Annotated in this window: 13 protein-coding genes; 7 read left to right on the forward strand and 6 right to left on the reverse strand. The window is 61.0% G+C overall.

Annotated elements, in window-relative coordinates:
* Nucleotides 1-15 precede the first annotated feature (15 nt).
* Nucleotides 16-2,094 carry a bifunctional diguanylate cyclase/phosphodiesterase gene (locus CLU84_RS01200; RefSeq protein ID WP_099735559.1) on the reverse strand — a complete coding sequence of 693 codons (2,079 nt, stop codon included), beginning with the start codon at nucleotides 2,092-2,094 and terminating at the stop codon, nucleotides 16-18.
* A gap of 150 nt (nucleotides 2,095-2,244) precedes the next feature.
* Here CLU84_RS01200 and CLU84_RS01205 point away from each other — a divergent pair, with 150 nt between their 5' ends.
* From CLU84_RS01205 to dbpA, 3 genes are all read left to right on the forward strand, one after another.
* Nucleotides 2,245-3,231, forward strand: coding sequence for a cation diffusion facilitator family transporter (locus CLU84_RS01205; RefSeq protein ID WP_099735560.1), 987 nt, complete (start codon nucleotides 2,245-2,247; stop codon nucleotides 3,229-3,231).
* Nucleotides 3,228-3,689 carry a D-aminoacyl-tRNA deacylase gene (gene dtd / locus CLU84_RS01210; protein ID WP_099735561.1) on the forward strand — a complete coding sequence of 154 codons (462 nt, stop codon included), beginning with the start codon at nucleotides 3,228-3,230 and terminating at the stop codon, nucleotides 3,687-3,689. The genes CLU84_RS01205 and dtd overlap by 4 nt, the downstream gene beginning before the upstream one ends.
* Before the next feature lie 94 nt (nucleotides 3,690-3,783).
* On the forward strand, nucleotides 3,784-5,193 hold the full coding sequence (gene dbpA / locus CLU84_RS01215; RefSeq protein ID WP_099735562.1) for an ATP-dependent RNA helicase DbpA: 1,410 nt from the start codon (nucleotides 3,784-3,786) through the stop codon (nucleotides 5,191-5,193).
* Nucleotides 5,194-5,302: 109 nt separating this feature from the next.
* Here dbpA and CLU84_RS01220 read toward each other — a convergent pair whose 3' ends face one another.
* A complete protein-coding gene (locus tag CLU84_RS01220; protein ID WP_099735563.1) occupies nucleotides 5,303-6,067 on the reverse strand; it encodes a sulfite exporter TauE/SafE family protein in 765 nt (254 codons plus the stop codon).
* Nucleotides 6,068-6,218: 151 nt separating this feature from the next.
* Between CLU84_RS01220 and CLU84_RS01225 the strand changes: the two genes are divergently transcribed.
* The gene (locus CLU84_RS01225) at nucleotides 6,219-7,202 is read left to right on the forward strand and encodes a tripartite tricarboxylate transporter substrate binding protein (RefSeq protein WP_099735564.1); all 984 of its coding nucleotides are present in this window, start codon (nucleotides 6,219-6,221) and stop codon (nucleotides 7,200-7,202) included.
* A gap of 93 nt (nucleotides 7,203-7,295) precedes the next feature.
* On the opposite strand, the gene ybeY is transcribed toward CLU84_RS01225, so the two are convergent.
* A complete protein-coding gene (gene ybeY / locus CLU84_RS01230; protein ID WP_099735565.1) occupies nucleotides 7,296-7,754 on the reverse strand; it encodes an rRNA maturation RNase YbeY in 459 nt (152 codons plus the stop codon).
* A 49-nt stretch (nucleotides 7,755-7,803) separates the two neighbouring features.
* Nucleotides 7,804-8,817, reverse strand: coding sequence for a PhoH family protein (locus CLU84_RS01235; RefSeq protein WP_099735566.1), 1,014 nt, complete (start codon nucleotides 8,815-8,817; stop codon nucleotides 7,804-7,806).
* 48 nt (nucleotides 8,818-8,865) lie between these two features.
* On the opposite strand from CLU84_RS01235, the gene ruvA reads away from it, so the two are divergent.
* Nucleotides 8,866-9,441, forward strand: coding sequence for a Holliday junction branch migration protein RuvA (ruvA, locus tag CLU84_RS01240; RefSeq protein ID WP_099735567.1), 576 nt, complete (start codon nucleotides 8,866-8,868; stop codon nucleotides 9,439-9,441).
* Nucleotides 9,442-9,489: 48 nt separating this feature from the next.
* Nucleotides 9,490-11,058, forward strand: a complete 1,569-nt coding sequence (locus CLU84_RS01245; RefSeq protein WP_099735568.1) for a serine protease — start codon at nucleotides 9,490-9,492, stop codon at nucleotides 11,056-11,058.
* Between the two features lie 25 nt (nucleotides 11,059-11,083).
* On the opposite strand, the gene CLU84_RS01250 is transcribed toward CLU84_RS01245, so the two are convergent.
* Together CLU84_RS01250 and CLU84_RS01255 are read right to left on the reverse strand one after the other, a co-directional pair.
* Entirely contained in the window at nucleotides 11,084-11,620 is a 537-nt protein-coding gene (locus CLU84_RS01250; protein ID WP_099735569.1) for a peroxiredoxin, read from the reverse strand.
* Between the two features lie 122 nt (nucleotides 11,621-11,742).
* A complete protein-coding gene (locus CLU84_RS01255; RefSeq protein WP_158235156.1) occupies nucleotides 11,743-13,968 on the reverse strand; it encodes a ParB/Srx family N-terminal domain-containing protein in 2,226 nt (741 codons plus the stop codon).
* A 188-nt stretch (nucleotides 13,969-14,156) separates the two neighbouring features.
* Here CLU84_RS01255 and ruvB point away from each other — a divergent pair, with 188 nt between their 5' ends.
* Entirely contained in the window at nucleotides 14,157-15,254 is a 1,098-nt protein-coding gene (ruvB, locus tag CLU84_RS01260) for a Holliday junction branch migration DNA helicase RuvB (protein ID WP_099735571.1), read from the forward strand.
* Nucleotides 15,255-15,263 lie beyond the last annotated feature (9 nt).

The raw sequence follows: 15,263 nt of genomic DNA on the forward strand, positions 1-15,263 counted from the left end.
TGATGGCCATGGGTGCTATTGTCTTTGTAGCATTTGACACTGCTGCGACATCCATGCGGCTGCACGATCAGCAGGCATTGGCGCAGACACCAGAAACCCCTGCATCATGGCACAGCCCATCTGACGGAGCATGTGCAATTGTTCGGGGCTTTCTACGCCTTCTGCCAGAATTTCGAGATGCAGGCTTTGGCCCATCTGCACGATGGCGTTGACGATGGCGGCTGCATCGGGGTTGTGGGGCAGGTCGGAGACGAAGGATCGGTCGATCTTGAGCCGGTCTATGGGGTGCTTGCGCAGATAGGCCAGCGATGAGTAGCCAGTGCCAAAGTCATCAATCGCCAGCCCCACGCCCAGTGACTTGAGCGCATGCAGAGTCTGCTGCATATGCGTGCCCGACAGCATGAGCGTGGTCTCGGTGATCTCGATATGCAAATAGCGAGCGTCCAGTCCCGTATCGTCCAGCACCTGTGCCACCTCCTGCACCACATCACGCTGGCGGAACTCTTGAGCGGACAGGTTGACCGCCACAGGAACGGGTGGATAGCCGTCATTCTGCCAAGTCTTGGCCTGACGGCAAGCCTGGTTGAGTACCCAGCGGTCAACCGCCGCAATCAGGCCCCGGTTCTCGGCAAAGCCAATGAATTCATTGGGCGAAACCAGACCTCGGTGCGGGTGCTTCCAGCGCACCAGCGCTTCAAAGCCCGCCAGCTTGCCACTGTGTATCAAGGTTTGCGGCTGGTAGTGCAGCTCAAACTCGCCTCTCTCAACGGCATTGCGCAGCATTTGCTCCTGCATCAGCATGCGCGTTGCTCGCCCTTCCAGCGCGGGGGTGTAGAACTGCGTGAAGCTACGGCCACGGGTCTTGGCCATTTGCAGAGCGGCTTCGGCATTGCTCAGCAGTGCCTCTGGGCATTGGCCGTCATTGGGGTACATGGCAATACCTACGCTCAGCGAGACGTTCAGTTGCGTGCCTTCGACCTGATAGGGAGCCTCCACCGGCGTTCGCAGCTGAGCCACCAGCGCCTCGGTCTCCAGCAGACTGGGGTTGTTGGGCAGCACGATGACAAAGTCATCGCCGCCGACGCGGGCCACGATATCCTGTGGGCGCAGGGCTGATTGAATGCGCTGAGCCATTTCGCACAGCAGCAAGTCGCCCGCGCGATGGCTGAGTGAGTCGTTGACGAATTTGAACTGATCCAGATCCAGCGACAGTACGGCCAGCCGTGATTGCTGACCTGCGGCCTTGGCAATCGCATCGCTCAGCAAATGGTTCAGGCGTGCCCGGTTGGGCAGATGCGTCAGCAAATCATGCTGGGCCAGAAAATCAAGGCGCTGGCGGGTTTGCAGCCTGTCGGTCATATCGCGCAGAACGACGATGCGGTGGCTGTCGTTCTCGCCAGGCATGGTCTTGGCCTCGACCTCTACGGGAATATGCAGGCCGCTTTTGTGCACGGCAACGGATTCGTGGCGGTCTTCGCTCTCGCTGCGCAAGTTTTTCAGGGCGCGCAGGCGGACTTCCGGGCTCACGTAATCAAGAATGGCGGTGCCGCGCAGTTCGTTGATGGTGTAGCCGACCAGGCGCGACAGGGCGTCATTGCCATCTATGATGATGCCGTCGCGGTGCAGCACGATGGCTTCGGTGGTGATGGCGGCAAACTTGCGCATCCGTTCTTCGTTGTCACGTATTTGCTGGGTTACCTGATGGTGGTGACTCACATCGGTCATCAGTGCCACCAGCCCCTTGAGCACGCCATTTTCTTCATGAGGGCGAAGCACAGCCTCAATATGCTGAACCTTGCCGATTTCATTCTTGAACTGGCGTGTGTAGCGCATGGTCTGAGCGTTGTCCACTGAGACAGGGTCGAGATACGGTTCTATCTGCGCCCAGACCAGCTCTCCCATAATCTCCTGCACATCAAGACCGACAATGCTTTGCGGCGTGTGGCCAAAGTGTTCGGCATAGTGGGTATTGGCAAAGCGGCAGGTGCGGGTGTCGGCGTCGAAATAAGCCAGCATGGCCGGTGCCGTATCTGCGACCAGCCTCACAATGGCATCCACATCTCTCGATGGCTGAGCTATGAATTCGTCAGGCATGCGCCTCCCTCGTTTTTGGGAGTGTTTATATAGGAATCGCTTCGGCCCCGGTGGATTTTGGTTTCCCATAGGCAACGATTCTTGATTTTGCCAACACCATTGCTTAGGTCTTTTGGTTTAAGTCACACCTCCTGCTAGCAGCTTAAGAACATGAACAACTCCAAAGCATCCACAACGTCCCAATGGCTGCAGCCGCAAAACCTGCTGAAAATCTCTGTGGTGGTCGCGCTGCTGACCATTGTTTTGAAAACGCTGGCTTGGTGGCTGACCGGCTCTGTCGGTTTGCTGTCGGATGCTCTGGAATCCTTTGTGAACCTGGCAGGAGCCATGTTCGCCCTGACCATGGTCACGGTTGCCAAGCGTCCGGCGGATACCGAACACCCCTATGGTCATCACAAGGCCGAGTATTTCTCGGCCGGCTTTGAGGGCGTGCTGGTCATAGGCGCCAGCCTGGCGATTGCCTGGGCCGCGTTGTCGCGGCTGTGGAATCCACAGCCATTGGAGCAGCTGAGTTGGGGTTTGCTGCTTTCGCTGCTCAGCACGCTCTTTAACGGCCTGCTGGCCTGGGTCATGCTGCGCTCGTCGCGAAAATTTCGCTCCATGGCGCTGGCGGGGGATGCCAAGCATCTGCTGACCGATGTCTGGACCTCGGTGGGCGTGGTCATTGGACTGCTGGCGGCCGCATGGACGGGGTGGCTGTGGGTCGATGCGTTGGTCGCATTGGCTGTCGCCATCCATATCTGTATTCAAGGCATGCAACTGGTCTGGCAGTCCTCGCAAGGCTTGATGGATCAGGCGCTGAATGCGCCTCAGCGCCTCAAGATCGATGCACTTCTGGACGGCTACGCCAAGCGCAGCGAGGGGGTGAGCTTTGACAATATTTACAGCCGCCAGGCGGGCGAGCGCAGCTTTGTGGACTTTCACATGCATGTTCCCGGCCAGTGGAGCGTGCAGCGCGCGGCACAATTGCGCACTGAAATTGAAGCTGCGCTGCTGCAGGCCATTCCGGGCCTGTACGCCCGGATTGAAGTGCTGCCCATGGGCATGAACACCGTCAGTGAAGTGGCGGATGGTGACGCTGGCTTTGAAGCTGGGCAAGAAGCAACAGGCGCGGCACAGGAAGGTTCCCGAGGATGATGAGTGTGATTCAGCGCGTCAAACAGGCGCGTGTGGAAGTCGATGGCCGCATGACCGGTGAGATCGGACAAGGCCTGCTGGTGCTGGTCTGTGCCGAGCGCGGCGATACCGAGGCTGAGGCCGACAAGCTTCTGGCCAAGATGCTCAAGCTGCGCATCTTCAGCGATGAGGCCGGAAAGATGAACAAAAGCGTGCAGGATGTGGGTGGTGGCCTGCTCATCGTCAGCCAGTTCACGCTGGCAGCGGATACCAGGGGCGGCAACCGCCCCAGCTTTACCGCTGCCGCAGCACCCGATGAAGGCCGTCGCCTTTACAACTACTTTGTGGACAAGGCCCGCGTAGCCCACCCCGTGGTGCAGACCGGCGAATTTGCCGCCGACATGCAGGTGCATCTGGTGAACGACGGGCCGGTGACTATTCCCCTGCGCATAGAGCCAGCTGTACAGCCCCAGTCGTAAATCGGGGCACGGCGGGCGCATGCCCCATGGCGGTCAGGGGCCAACCCGGAGCCTGAAGGGGCTCGGATGGGCTGGCCCCGGATAATTCAGCCCTATGAATACCTCCACCAGCGCCGCCAAGGCCACTGATTCCTCCGCTTTCTCGGCGCTGCCTCTGTCCCCTGAAATGCTGGCCAACCTCCAGCAATTGGGATACACGCAGATGACGCCCATTCAGGCCGCCAGCCTGCCGCTGACCCTGCAGGGCAAGGACCTGATCGCTCAGGCCAGTACCGGCAGCGGCAAGACCGCCGCCTTTGGCCTGCCCATGGTGGATCGCCTCAACCCTCGCTGGTTTGCCGTGCAGGCGCTGGTGCTGTGCCCCACGCGTGAGCTGGCCGATCAGGTTGCCACCGAAATCCGCCGTCTGGCTCGCGCGCAGGAAAACATCAAGGTCGTGACCGTCTACGGCGGCGTGCCCTCGCGCAACCAGATCGCATCGCTGGAAAACGGTGCCCACATCGTTGTCGGCACACCCGGCCGCGTAATGGACCTGATGGAGCGCGGCAAGCTCGACATCAGCAACCTCAAGACTCTGGTGCTGGACGAAGCCGATCGCATGCTCGACATGGGCTTTTTCGGCGACATCGTCACCGTCGCAGAGCAGTGCCCGGCAGATCGCCAGACCCTGCTGTTCTCGGCCACTTACCCCGAAGGCATTGCCAATCTGGCCAACCGCTTCATGCGCGACCCTCAGACCGTGAAGGTGGCCGCCCAGCACAGCGCCGGCAAGATCGAGCAGCGCTGGTACGAGGTGGCCGCCCGCGACAAGGTGGCTACTGTGGCCAAGCTGCTCGCCCACTTCCGCCCAGAATCGACCATTGCCTTTTGCAACACCAAGCAGCAATGCCGTGACGTTGTGACGGCGCTGCAGGCCGAAGGCTTTAGCGCATTGGCGCTGTTCGGTGAGCTGGAGCAGCGCGAGCGCGACGAAGTGCTGGTGCAGTTCGCCAACAAGAGCTGCAGCGTGCTGGTGGCGACCGATGTGGCTGCGCGCGGCCTAGATATTGCTGATCTGTCCGCCGTCATCAATGTGGACGTGACGCCGGATTCGGAAGTGCACATCCACCGCATTGGCCGCACAGGCCGTGGCGATGCGGAAGGTCTGGCGCTGAATCTGGTCAGCATGGACGAGATGGGCAGCGTGGGCAAAATCGAGCAACTGCAAGGCCGTGCTTCGCAGTTCTTCCCCGTGGATGAGCTGAGCCCGGCCGCTGGTGGCGAGCTGCTGCCCCCCATGATGACCATTCAGATCATTGGCGGTCGCAAAGAGAAAATTCGCGCGGGCGATGTGATGGGTGCCATGTGCGCCGACTTTGGCTACAGCCGCGACCAGATTGGCAAGATCAGCGTCAACGACTTTTCTACCTATGTGGCGGTGGACCGCAAGATTGCCTCGGCAGCCTGTGCCAAGCTCAACGGTGGCAAGGTCAAGGGCAAGACGGTGCGTGCACGTCTGCTGTAAAAATAGCAGTCAAATTGGCCTCAGGCGCTTGTGTATCAAGCGCTGAGTGCTCACAAAAAAAGCCTTCTCGTTACGGAGAAGGCTTTTTGCTTTGGGGTTGACGGACGTGTCAGCCTTTGGCGAAGAACAGTCCCGCCATCACCAGCCCCGTGGCCACAATGCACCAGCGCAGGATGTGGGCCGGAATTTTGCGCGCCACGCGTGCGCCGAGATAGCCGCCCAGCGTGGCAGCCACCATCATCACCAGCGCTTGTTCCCATTGCACAATCCCGCCCACGGCGTAGATGGCGACGGCAATGACTGTGAGCAGGGCTGAGACCAGGTTTTTCATGCCGTTCATGGCATTCAGCTGGGTCTGGCCCAGCAGGCAGAACAGGGCCAGCAGCAAGATGCCCAGACCGCCGTTGAAGTAGCCGCCGTACACCGCCACGATCAGCATGCCGATAGCGGCCTTGGTGGCATTGGGTGCGGCGTTGCTTGCATTCTTGCCCGAGGCCCAGACACGCAGCTGCGGGCCAAAGGCAAACATGGCGGTGGCCGCCAGCAGCAGCCAGGGAACGACTTTGCGGAAGGTCGCATCGGGCGTGAACAGCAGCAGTGCGGCCCCCGCCGAGCCGCCCATCAGCGACAGCGCGATCACCTGCTTCATGGACAGGCCGGGCGGCGACTGCATATCGTCCTTGAAGCCCCATGCGCCCGCCATATATCCAGGCAGCAAGGCAACGGTGCCGGTGGCGTTCGCCACCACAGGGGGCACGCCGGTAAAGACCAGCGCGGGCAGGGTCAGAAAGCTGCCGCCGCCAGCCACGGCGTTGAGCGCGCCAGCGGCAAAGGCGGCGGCCAGCAGCAGGGCGAGGTGGCCCAGGTTGTCCATGGATTTGTCTCCTGATTGGGAATCTTGTGGTGCGCCGATCCGATGAGGTCGAGCTGTTTAATTATTTTTAGAAATAAAAAAATGTAAAAACAGTATTTTGAGAAATAAACCAATGTTTTGACAATCACTTCCTACGTTAAGGAGTTTTGCCGTGAATCTGCCCCGTTTCTTCTCTCGCACCGCTTGGGCCTTGCTGGCTGCAACCTGTGTGCAGGGTGCAGCCATGGCTCAGCAGCCGGACTTTCCGGCGCGCTCCGTCAAGCTGGTGGTGGCGAACGGCGCGGGCAGCGCGCCTGATTTGCTGGCGCGTCAGGTGGGCAATGTGGTGGGCAAGGAATGGAAGCAGGCCGTTGTTGTGGAGAACAAGGGCGCAGCAGGTGGTGTTTCGGCTGTGGATGCCGTGGTCAAGGCCCAGCCCGATGGCTACACCCTGCTGGTGGGCGGCGACAGCGCCATCACCATCATGCCCAATGTGCAGCGCAACCTGCCATATGACGTCAAGAACGATCTGGTGCCGGTGACCAAGCTCGGCCAGTCCGACTTTGTGCTGGTGGCCAACCCGAAGAAGGGCTTCAAGACCGTGCAGGACTTTGTGAGCTATGCCAAGGCTCACCCCGGCAAGATCAACTACGCATCGTCAGGCACAGGTGGTGCCCAGCATCTGGCGATGGAGCAGTTCAAGCAGCGCGCAGGCTTCTTCGCCACGCATATTCCCTATCGCGGTGGCCCACAAGGTCTGCAGGATGTGCTGGCGGGTCAGGTCGATGTGATGCTGATTGCCGTGGCACCCGCCATCACGCAGATTCAAAGCGGCAAACTGACCGCGCTGGCGGTGTCGGGCCTGCAACGCCATGCCTTGCTGCCCCAGGTGCAGACGCTGGCTGAGAGTTACAAGGGTTTTGAAGCCGGAGCCTGGTTTGGCCTGTTTGCCCCTAAGGGCACGCCCGCCGCCTTGGTGCAAGCCATTGCGCAGGATACGGACCGTGCCCTGAAAGACCCAGAGCTGCGCAAGAGCTTGCTGCAGCAAGGCATTACGCCCGTGGGTGAAGGCCAGCAGGTCTTTGCCAAGCAGATCAAGACCGAAGTTGTGCGCGTTGCGCAACTGGTGCGCACCATTGGCCTGAGCGTTGAATAAACAGTTCCAGCATTAAAAAACGGCCTGTCCAAGTACTAGCTTGGGCAGGCCGCTTTGTTTTTGGTAGCGCCATATGCCAAGGCGCTATGGCAGTTACTGAGCGTAGGGGTCCTCAAACCCCATCTCTTTCATGATGTCGGTCTCGTAGGCTTCCATCTCTTCAGCGTCTTCCTCGCTGGTCTCATGGTCCCAGCCTTGGGCATGCAGCGTGCCGTGCACCAGCAGGTGTGCGTAATGCTCTTCCAGCGTCTTGTTCTGCTCTTTGGCTTCGCGCTCCACCACGGGGGCGCAGAGAACCAGGTCGGCCATTACGGTGGGTTCTTGCTGGTAGTCAAAGGTCAGCACATTGGTCGCGTAATCCTTTTGACGGAACTCGCGGTTGAGCTTTTGGCCTTCTTCGGTGTCGACGATGCGCACGGTGATCTCGGCATCCACCGCCAGCGCATGGCGAATCCAGGTCGTGACCTTGCTGCGGGTCAGCAGCTCGCGGTGGGCTGTGGCCTCGGCAGAGGGGCCAAATTGCAGAGACAGTTGCAGTTGATTTAAAGACATTTTGGCTTGTAGCGCTTATCTGGTAAGTGCTGGTAGCTATGAATTTTGATTAAAGCTCATCCGCCGTAGGCAGCGGTCGGGCACTGCGGCTGGCTGGCACCCGGGTCTTGGGAGCTGAGGTGCCTTGGGTCACACGGCCATGGGCGTCGTAAGCATCCACAATGCGGGCGACCAGCGGGTGGCGCACCACGTCCACACTGGTGAAGTGATTGACGGAGATGCCCTTGACGCGGCGCAGCACGCGTTCGGCATCGACCAGGCCGCTGGGCGCGCCCTTGGGCAAGTCCACCTGGCTCACGTCGCCTGTCACCACGGCCTTGGCACCAAAGCCGATGCGGGTGAGAAACATCTTCATCTGCTCGGGCGTGGTGTTCTGGGCTTCGTCCAGAATCACAAAGGCATTGTTCAGCGTGCGCCCGCGCATAAAGGCCAGCGGCGCGATTTCAAGCACATTGCGCTCAAAAGCCTTTTGCACTTTCTCGTAGCCCATCAGGTCGTAGAGCGCGTCGTACAGCGGACGCAGATAGGGGTCTACCTTCTGCGCCAGATCGCCGGGCAGAAAGCCCAGACGCTCGCCAGCCTCGACAGCAGGGCGCGTCAGCACAATGCGCTGCACGGCGCTGCGCTCCAGCGCATCGACGGCGCAGGCCACGGCCAGATAGGTCTTGCCGGTACCTGCGGGGCCAATGCCGAAGGTGATGTCATGCTTGGCAATGTTTTCCAGGTACAGCGCCTGATTGGGCGTGCGCGCGCGCAGGTCGGCGCGGCGTGTGGTCAGCTGGGGCGCGGTCAGGTCGGCTTCCAGCATTTCGGCATCGCCAGCCAGCATCAGTTGCAGGGTATCGTCGGCGATGACATCGTCAGCCAGCTCATACAGGGCTTGCAGCAGTTCCAGCGCTTCATTGGCCTTGGCCTTGGGGCCGTCGATCTTGAACTGCTCGTGGCGGTGAGCGATCTTGACGCCCAGCGCAATTTCAATGGTGCGCAGGTGCGCGTCCGTCGGTCCGCAGAGATGGGACAGGCGTGAGTTGTGGTGGGGAGTGAAAGAGTGGCGCAGGATCACGCGGATAATTTCTCAAAAGATGGCCGCACAGTGCGGCAAAGGACTTCAATGATAGGCAAATTGACTGGAACGCTGCTGGAAAAAAACCCGCCCGAGGTATTGGTGGACTGCGGCGGTGTGGGCTACGAGGTGCAAGTGCCCATGAGCACCTTCTACAACCTGCCCGCCAACGGTGCCAAGGTGGCCTTGCTGACCCATTTTGTGGTGCGCGAAGATGCCCAGCTGCTGTTCGGCTTTGCCACGGCCCGCGAGCGCCAGACATTTCGCGAACTCATCAAGATCACCGGCGTTGGCCCGCGCATGGCGCTGGCCGTGCTCAGTGGTCTGAGCATTGATGATCTCGCGGATGCGGTATCGCAGCAAGAAGCAGGGCGATTGGTCAAAGTGCCGGGCATTGGCAAAAAGACGGCCGAGCGTCTACTGCTGGAGCTCAAGGGCAAGATCGGGGCAGATACCGGCGCGCAGTCGCTGTTTGCCAATAACAATGACCAGAGCGATATTCAGCAGGCGCTGATGGCGCTGGGCTACTCGGACAAGGAAGCGTCTGCCGCCCTCAAGAAACTCCCACCCGATGTAGGGGTGAGCGAGGGCATTAAGCTCGCGCTCAAGGCTTTGACGAAATAGCTTGCTGGCCCTGTGCCGGTCCGGTCGTGAACTGCAGGAGGACACGATATGAGTTGGTGGAGACAGGGCAGGCGCATCGCCCCTCGATGCGCAAGTGTGGTGCTGGTCGTGCTGACCGCTTGTGGCGGCGGAGGCGGGGGCAGTGCTCCTGATCCAGGGCCGGGCGGTGGCGCTGGTGGTAGCGGTGGCGGTGGCAATGGTGTTGTTGCCGGTGTTGCAGGTGTTGGAGATATCAACCCTCCGTCAGGCCCGCCCAAAGCCTATGTGCTGGATTCGCTGGTCGTTCCCGCTGCGGCATCAGCGGCGGCGACCAAAGGCGTGGCGCTGGCCACTGCCGCCGTGCGGCCTCAGGCCATCAGTCTGGCGTTACCGCAGTGGAGCAATGCCCCGCTGCCGGTAATGCCCATTCCGGGCCTGCCCATGCAGATCGGTGCGCCGCGAGAGTTGTCTTCGTTGCAGTCTGCAGGAGACATGGCCCGAACGCTGAAGTGGACCCCGGCACCAGATGGCGGGCTGGTCGCGGCGATCAGCATTACATCCACCGGTGCCTATGGGGTGCGACTGGGGCTGGTCGTGGATGCCTTGCCGGATGTGGCCCAGATTCGTTTGTATCGGCAGGACCGCAACAAGACCGGATTTGAAACCACGGGCCAAGCCATCAACGAGGCCATTGCTCGAAATCGCCGCGTCGATGGCAATACTCCGGCGGCCAGCATCTGGTGGACGCCTGATCAGGGGGCCGAAGAGGTCACGCTGGAAATCGGCCTGCCCGCAGGGGTGCCCACTTCGCAGGTGCGGATTGCCCTTCCCGCGCTCACTCACGCCTATATCAATCTGGCTTTGCCCACGCAGGCCGATTTGCGTGAGAACTTCGTGAGCAGGAATGTGGGCGATGCAGGTGACTGCGAGCAGGATGCCAGCTGTGCCAACCAATATGCGACCGAGCGCAATGCCGTGGCGCGCATGACGTATGTGGGTCCAGACAATCGTTATTACTACTGCACAGGCTCTTTGCTGAACAACACCAAGCTTGATTACACGCCATACTTTTTGTCGGCCAACCACTGCATCTCTACACAGGCCTCGGCCACTTCGCTGCGCACGGACTGGTTCTTCCGTTCGGCCAGCTGCAACAGCTTTGAGCCCAATGCCCAGACCGCAGCACTGCAGCGCGGCGCCACCTTGCTTTATGCGGCGGCAGCCACTGATACCACGCTGATGCGGCTCAATGAAGCGCCACCAGCTGGTGTCACGCTGACCGGCTGGGATGCTCGTGGCACGGCGGTGGCCGGTACGGCCATTTACGGCCTGCATCACCCGCAGGGCGACTGGCTCAAATACAGCGAAGGCCAGGTACAGCGTCTGAGCAACTGTACGGTTGGCAATGGTGGCGTCACCTGCAGCCCCGGCAATGCCCAAAGCGATTATCTGAACATCAGCTGGAGCAAGGGCATCACCGAAGGCGGCAGCAGCGGATCCTCCATTTTTGTAGGCGGCCGCGTAGTGGGAACGCTGTCTGGCGGCAGCAGCTCATGCACGGCCAGCGGTGGCTCCGATGTCTATAGCCGCTTCGACCGGGCTTTCAATAGCCCGATAGGTAACTGGCTAGCGCAGTAGCAGTCCGGAAGGACTCGCGAGGGCGTTATTTGCCGGTCAATTTTTTGACGGCGGCTTCGGTCTGCTGCACATGGGCCAGAGGGTCGCTGCTGACGAGTGCAAACTTCACCTTGCCATCCTGCCCGATGACATAGGAAATACGACTGGCCATGGCTAGGTTGGCAGCGATTGCCGCGTCATAGGCCTTGATGGTCTGGGCCTTTGGGTCGGACGCTACGGCAAACTGGTCGCGGCAGGCTTCGGTGGAAAACTTCTTGAGCGTGTCGATATCGTCATGTGACATGCCCACCACCGTGGCACCCATGGCAGTGAACTGAGGCGTGGCTTCGGCAAATGCATGGGCTTCCAAAGTGCAGCCCTGTGTGAATGCCTTGGGGAAGAAGTACAGCACCACCGGCCCCTTTTTCAGCGCGGCGGCCATGTCAAAGTCAAACGCCTTGCCGGCCACTGCCGCCGGTGTCTTGAAGTTGGGCGCAGCATCGCCGACTTTGAGCGCAGCCTGGGCAGCGGGGGCAATCAGGGAGGCGAGCAGCCAGGGGGCGAGCTGATGGATCTTGAACATGGCAAAGCCTTTAAGAACGTGTGAACGGTCTCTACGATGCCATGGATTGTTCGCCATCCTTCATTCGCCTTGCTGTTGTCCAGCCTACTGCACTCTTGCTAGCCCCCTTTTTGCTTGCGTGCTTACTTCGCGCCGCTCAGTGAGGCGCGGTATTCCAGCGCATAGGCCAGTTTGCCGGCCTTTTTGCCATCCGCAGGCTTGGGTGTGGATAGGTCGGTGTAGGTGGCCGTGCCAAAGGCCGCCATCTGGCCCATCTGCACTGCGTTGTAGCCCGAAGCTCCGATCATCTCCGTAGGGTTGGCGGCCAGCATCAGGTTGGATGCGTCCTTGATAGCTTGCATATAGCCGCCGTCGGAGCCGTTGCCCGCCAGATTCAGGCCGTACTGGCTAAGTTTGAAGTTACGCGGCGCGGCTTGCAGCCATTCGCTCCAGTAAAACTCCAGAAACTCGGAAGGATTGACCGGCTTGTTGTAGCCCACTTCGCGGGTGAAGTAGACCAGCGAGCGGAAGGGGTCGTCCTTGAGACCATTGGACAGGCCCAGCTGGCGCGGCAGATCGACGGGGGTGATGGACGAACCGTCAGGCAGCTTGAGCCAGACAAACTTGTTGGCGCGCATGGTGCGCCAGAAGCTGGCGTTGTTCGAGTCCTTGTAATTGCCCTTGATCATCACCGGCATTTGCACCTGACCACCGGCCAGACCGGTGGTCACATTGCCGTTGCTGTTGGGTGCTTCCCAAAGGCTGGTGAAGCTGTGGTGTCCGTCGGTCAGGAAGAGCTGGCCTTTGGGGCCGACCACGGCGGTCTTCAGCAGGCTCTGGTAGTTGGCGACCTGGGCCTTGCAGGTGAAGCTGCTGCGGTCGTTGAGCTTGGAGCTGGCCGTGATGCCGTTCTTGGCCGTGGAGTCCTGGCCGCTGTCTTCGCACAAATCGTCAAAGGCTTTTTGCCATTGCGTGGAGGCCACGCTGCCGGTCGCGGTGTGGGTATAGCGACCCTGCTTGTAGTAGATCTGGTCGTAGCCGATGGCAGGTTGCGTGGGCAGGGCGTCTGCCAGCGTGATCATGACCGGGTCGGTGCTGGCTGGGCTCTTGTCCAGGTGCTTGGGCAGCACTGCTTGCTCGGGCAACCGCTGGCACGCGCCCAGCGCGCTGGTGTCGGCGTCAGCAGGGCCGCTGCTGCCCGCGTAGTAGAAACTGTTGGCCGAGACCGGCAGCAGCGTGCGCGTCGCACTGTTGCCGCTGGCCCATTGGCCGCCGAACAAACCGTTGGCCGCGCTGCCTGAGCCGGACGCTGTGTTGGCACTGAGCTTCAGGTCGATGTCGATGGTGTCGGTCTGCAGCAGGCCGTTGCCGATGGAGACATAGTGGCGCATGCTGCGGCCTGTGCCTCCCTGCTCGGGATGTGTGCACAGCCATTCGCCATCCAGCGCCGTGGCGGCCACGGGGGCCGTGGCGGCAGACTGCAAGGTCCAGTTACCCGAGGTGAAGCTGCCACCCGAAGCGGCGCTGTAGACGTCGACGGATATGGCCGCGCCGTCGCTACGCTTGCCCACCACGGCGCGGCCGATACGTTGGCCGCCCAGCTCCAGCACCAGGGCACCGGGGTAGGTGGTCTGGTCGGGATCTACCGTCACGCGACCGGTGATGCCGTTGCTGCAGCTGTCGCTTGCGCCCTGGCCGGGGCAGACGCGCACAACGCCATCATTGGCAATGCGCAGCTGGCCCGCGCTGGCGCTGGGGGGGCCGGACTTGCCCGAGGCGGAATACACCGCCTCATTGCGCAGATAGTTGTAGGTGCCGGCCAGAGCACTGATCTGTGCCGCACCCTGGTTGGAGGCGGTGAGCACGCCCTGCAGCGATGCGGTCGATGTGGCCGAGGTATCCAGCAAATTGGGCAAGCCGTCAATGTTGCCGGCGACCAGTCCGGTTTCCGCGGCAAAGCGCAGAGTGACTTCGCTCAGGCGACTCACCAGAGCAGCAGGAAGATTGCTAGCCGCCACGGGCTGGAACTTCTGGGCCAAGAATTGGCCGTTGGCATCCACGCTGTAGACGCTGGTGATGGCTCCGGCCAGACCAAAGCGCGAATCCACAAAGCGCAGTGTGATCTGCTTGGCGGTGCTGTCCAGGCTCAGTGCCACGGTATCGCCAAAACTCAGCGTGCCCAGGTAGCTGCTGCTGCCTGCAAGAGGCGCCAGTGCTGGAGCGGGTGCGGGCGCAGGAGCGGGGGCCGGGGCTGGTGATCCGTCGCCACCACCGCAGGCCGCGAGGGTTGCCGAGGCCGCCACAAGAACGGAGACTTGGGCGAGGCTGCGGAGTGCAGCGCCAGTTGGCGCAGGAGGGTTGAGGCGCATGGAGGAGGTCTTCAAGAAGAGGTGATGAGGAGATCGGTGCAAGCGCACCGACGTATCAACCGCACAGAATTGCGCGGGGCGTTTGGGCTGCATTCTGTGAAACATCCATGACGAAGCTGTGACATGAATGCGGCGCGAACAGCCTGGGCGCAACAGTCCGGTGCTAATGCGCGGCACAATTGAGCTCTATGACGATTCATGTGGACGAATTTGCGGCAACCCCCGCCCCCAAGCCAGCGCGTGATTCATCGCGTGACGCATTGCGCGAGCCGGTGACGCGCGTGGTGTCAGCGGGCAGTGCCTTTATTGGCGAGGAAGCGCAGGAGCGTGCTCTGCGTCCCAAGCTGCTCGACGAATATGTGGGGCAGGCCAAGGCGCGTGAGCAGCTGGAAATCTTTATTGGCGCGGCCAAGAAGCGTGGCGAGGCGCTCGACCATGTGCTGCTGTTCGGTCCGCCCGGTCTGGGCAAGACCACGCTGAGCCATATCATCGCGGCCGAACTGGGTGTGAATCTGCGTCAGACCAGCGGCCCGGTGCTGGAAAAGCCCAAAGACCTGGCGGCGCTGCTGACGAATCTTGAGCCCAACGATGTGCTCTTCATTGACGAGATTCACCGGCTAAGCCCGGTGGTCGAAGAAATTCTCTACCCGGCGCTGGAGGATTATCAGATCGACATCATGATTGGCGAAGGCCCGGCAGCCCGTTCCATCAAGCTCGATCTCCAGCCCTTCACGCTGGTGGGTGCCACCACGCGGGCAGGCATGCTGACCAACCCGCTGCGCGATCGCTTTGGCATCGTGGCGCGGCTGGAGTTTTATTCTTCGGAGGAGCTGACCCGTATCGTGCGCCGCAGCGCAGGCTTGCTCAAGGCGCCGATTGACGACGAGGGTTGCTTCGAGATCGCCCGTCGCTCACGTGGAACGCCACGTATCGCCAACCGTCTGTTGCGCCGCGTGCGTGACTATGCCGATGTGAAGGGTGATGGCCGAATCACCCGCGAGATTGCCGATAAGGCGCTGGCCATGCTGGATGTGGATCCTCAGGGCTTTGACATCATGGACCGCAAGCTGCTCGAAGCCGTGGTGCACCGCTTTGATGGTGGCCCGGTCGGGCTGGACAATATCGCTGCCAGTATTGGCGAGGAGTCCGGCACCATTGAGGATGTGATTGAGCCCTATCTGATTCAGCAAGGCTTTTTGCAGCGTACCCCGCGTGGGCGCATGGCGACCAAGGCTGCGTACCTGCATCTGGGCCTCAAAGTGCCCGATGCAGGTGGTGAAGCCTGAAGGACTGCG

Origin of the sequence: Comamonas sp. 26 (assembly GCF_002754475.1) — a bacterium.
GTDB lineage: Bacteria > Pseudomonadota > Gammaproteobacteria > Burkholderiales > Burkholderiaceae_C > Comamonas.

Bases quoted from the DNA above. Each gene is read 5' to 3' on its own strand.
- CLU84_RS01200 (WP_099735559.1), bottom strand. From the start codon at position 2,094: ATGCCTGACGAATTCATAGCTCAGCCATCGAGAGATGTGGATGCCATT.
- CLU84_RS01205 (WP_099735560.1), top strand. From the start codon at position 2,245: ATGAACAACTCCAAAGCATCCACAACGTCCCAATGGCTGCAGCCGCAA.
- dtd (WP_099735561.1), top strand. From the start codon at position 3,228: ATGATGAGTGTGATTCAGCGCGTCAAACAGGCGCGTGTGGAAGTCGAT.
- dbpA (WP_099735562.1), top strand. From the start codon at position 3,784: ATGAATACCTCCACCAGCGCCGCCAAGGCCACTGATTCCTCCGCTTTC.
- CLU84_RS01220 (WP_099735563.1), bottom strand. From the start codon at position 6,067: ATGGACAACCTGGGCCACCTCGCCCTGCTGCTGGCCGCCGCCTTTGCC.
- ybeY (WP_099735565.1), bottom strand. From the start codon at position 7,754: ATGTCTTTAAATCAACTGCAACTGTCTCTGCAATTTGGCCCCTCTGCC.
- ruvA (WP_099735567.1), top strand. From the start codon at position 8,866: ATGATAGGCAAATTGACTGGAACGCTGCTGGAAAAAAACCCGCCCGAG.
- CLU84_RS01245 (WP_099735568.1), top strand. From the start codon at position 9,490: ATGAGTTGGTGGAGACAGGGCAGGCGCATCGCCCCTCGATGCGCAAGT.
- CLU84_RS01250 (WP_099735569.1), bottom strand. From the start codon at position 11,620: ATGTTCAAGATCCATCAGCTCGCCCCCTGGCTGCTCGCCTCCCTGATT.
- CLU84_RS01255 (WP_158235156.1), bottom strand. From the start codon at position 13,968: ATGCGCCTCAACCCTCCTGCGCCAACTGGCGCTGCACTCCGCAGCCTC.
- ruvB (WP_099735571.1), top strand. From the start codon at position 14,157: ATGACGATTCATGTGGACGAATTTGCGGCAACCCCCGCCCCCAAGCCA.